This window comes from Streptomyces sp. NRRL WC-3549 (genome assembly GCF_000721935.1).
Taxonomy (GTDB): Bacteria; Actinomycetota; Actinomycetes; order Streptomycetales; family Streptomycetaceae; genus Streptomyces.
Genome location: NZ_KL585467.1, coordinates 1,529 through 4,314, shown reverse-complemented (window position 1 = coordinate 4,314; position 2,786 = coordinate 1,529). Strand labels below are relative to the sequence as shown.

Here is a 2,786-nt window from a genome sequence, read left to right as displayed (position 1 = left end):
GGACGACTTCCGCGCGGTGGCCGAAGGCCTCGACTTCCACGCACCCGGGATCGCCATCGTCTCGAACGTCACCGGAGCGGTCGTTCCGTCGCGCGAGATATGCACCCCTGAGTACTGGGTGCGCCACGTCCGGCAGGCAGTCCGCTTCCTCGACGGGATACGTACTCTGCAGGACCAGGGCGTGACGGCGTTCCTGGAGCTGGGTCCGGACGGTGTCCTGTCAGCCATGGGACAGGACTGCCTCATCGCCGACGCGGAGAGCCGTGTCTTCGTTCCGGCCCTGCGCAAGGGGCGCCCCGAGGCGTCGGCCTGCGTCACGGCAACGGCCGAGCTCCACGTGCGCGGCCAGAACGTCGACTGGAACCGGTACTTCGCCGGTGCCGGGGCACGCCAGGTCGAGCTCCCCACCTACGCCTTCCAGCGTGAGCGCTACTGGCCACATGTCACCATGAAGCTCGACAGCGGCACCGCCGTGGTGGGTAACACACCGGCGGAGGCGCAGTTCTGGGACGCCGTCGAGCGAGAGGACCTGGCTTCACTCGTCGACGCGATACGTCCCGAGGACACCGAAGCGCTGGCCGGCGCACTGCCCGCACTCTCCGCCTGGCGTCGGCAGAGCCTGGTCAACACCACTGCCGACGGCTGGCGTTACGGCATCACATGGAAGCCCTTCGCCCTACCGGTGGCGGCTGAGCTGTCGGGCGACTGGCTGGTCGTCGTGCCTGCGGGACACATGGACAGCGCGCTCGTCGCCCGTACGGTCGAGGCACTGACCACCCACGGCGCCAGGGTGACCCCCGTCGAGCCCGACGCCGCTGCTGCCGACCGCCTCTCACTCGCCCAGCTGCTCGACGACGCCTGCGCGCAGGGCACTCAGCCGGTGGGCGTACTCTCCCTGCTGGCATTGGACGAACAGCCGTCCCCCGTTCATCCGGTCGTCACCGCCGGCATGACCGGGACACTGGCGCTCGTCCAGGCACTCGGAGACACGGGCATCGACGCCCCGCTGTGGCTGGCCACCCGTGGTGCCATGTCCGTCGGTCGCTCCGACCCGCTGGCCAGCGCCGTCCAGGCCTCGCTGTGGGGACTCGGGCGAGTCGTCGGCCTGGAGTGTGCCCACCGCTGGGGCGGACTCATGGACCTCCCGGAGACACTGGACGACCGTGCAGCCGCCCGGCTGATCGGCCTCCTCGCCGACGGCAACGAGGACCAGGTGGCGGTGCGCCCCTCCGGGGCGTTCGTCCGCCGTCTCGTACGGGACACCCGTCCCGACCCCGTCGGACCGGTATGGACGGCGCAAGGTACGGCGCTGATCACCGGCGGAACCGGTGCACTGGGCGGTCACGTGGCCCGATGGCTCGCCCGGAGCGGTGCCGAGCACCTCGTACTCACCAGCCGCCGTGGCCCGGACGCCCCTGGCGCGGCCGAACTCGTCGCCGAACTGGAGGAGCTCGGCACCAAGGCCACCGTCGTCGCATGCGACGTCTCCGACCGTGCAGCCGTGGCCGCGTTGATCGAAGCGTGCGACGCCGCGGCGGCCGACTACCCGGGCGCTGCTCTCCGGACCGTCGTACACGCGGCAGGTGTCGCCACCGCCACCCTGCTGTCCGAAGCCACTGCCGAGACCCTCGCCGAGGAGATCTCCGCGAAGGTCGCAGGCGCCGTGCACCTGGACGAACTCCTCGAGGGCCATGACCTCGATGCTTTCGTCGTCTTCTCTTCCGTAGCCGGAGTTTGGGGCAGTGGGGGCCAGAGCGGTTACGCCACCGCCAACGCCCACCTCGACGCGCTGGCGCAGCGCCGCAGGACGCGGGGCCTTCCGGCGACCGCGGTCGCTTGGGGCGCCTGGGCGGGTGGCGGCATGGCCGACGGCGAAGAAGGCGAGCAGTTGCTCCGCCTTGGTATCCGGACCATGGCACCCGAGCCGGCGATCGCCGCCCTGCAGCAGGCACTCGACCGGGACGACACCCTGGTTACCGTCGCGGACATGGACTGGGCGCGGTTCGTACCGGTGTTCACCGCTGCCCGCAGCCGCCCTCTGATCAGTGAACTGGCCGAGGTGCGGCAAGCGCTCGCGCAGTCCCCCGGTGCCGCGTCCTCTTCCGCAGATGGCGACTCGCCCCTGTGGAACCGGATCGCGGGCCTGGCCCCGGCCGAGCGCACCGAAGCGCTGACCGACATGGTGCGGTCCTTGGCGGCAGGTGTCCTGGGGCACGCTTCGCCCGACGGTGTCGAGCCCGATCGTGCTTTCCGCGAGCTGGGATTCGACTCGCTGACCGCCGTCGAGCTGCGCAACGCACTCGTCGCCGAGACCCGGCTGCAGCTGCCCACCACCATGGTCTTCGACCACCCGACGCCGACGGTCCTGGCACGCTTCCTTGCGGCCGAACTCTCCGCACAGTACGAAATGCCCGGGCTTTCGGGTACGCAGTCGAGGCTGTCGGCCACCGAGTTCCAGGCGCCGACGAAGGACGACGACCTCATAGCCATCGTCGGTATGAGCTGCCGCTACCCGGGAGAGGTTTCGAATCCCGATGACCTGTGGCGGCTCCTCGTGTCCGGCACCGACGGCATCTCGGAATTCCCGACCGACCGTGGCTGGGACCTGGAAGGCATCTACGACCCCGACCCGGCGCATCCGGGCACCACGTACACCCGCCATGGCGGGTTCCTCCACGACGCCGGTGAGTTCGACGCCGGATTCTTCGGGATCTCGCCGCGTGAGGCGCTGGCGATGGACCCCCAGCAGCGACTGCTGCTGGAAGCGTCATGGGAGCTCTTCGAGG

General features: G+C 70.2%; 1 protein-coding gene. It reads left to right on the top strand.

Annotation, left to right across the window (positions count from 1 at the left end; all coding sequences use genetic code 11):
• A partial coding sequence (locus IH13_RS0136195; protein WP_037843549.1) for an SDR family NAD(P)-dependent oxidoreductase occupies positions 1–2,786 on the top strand: 2,786 nt, incomplete at both ends.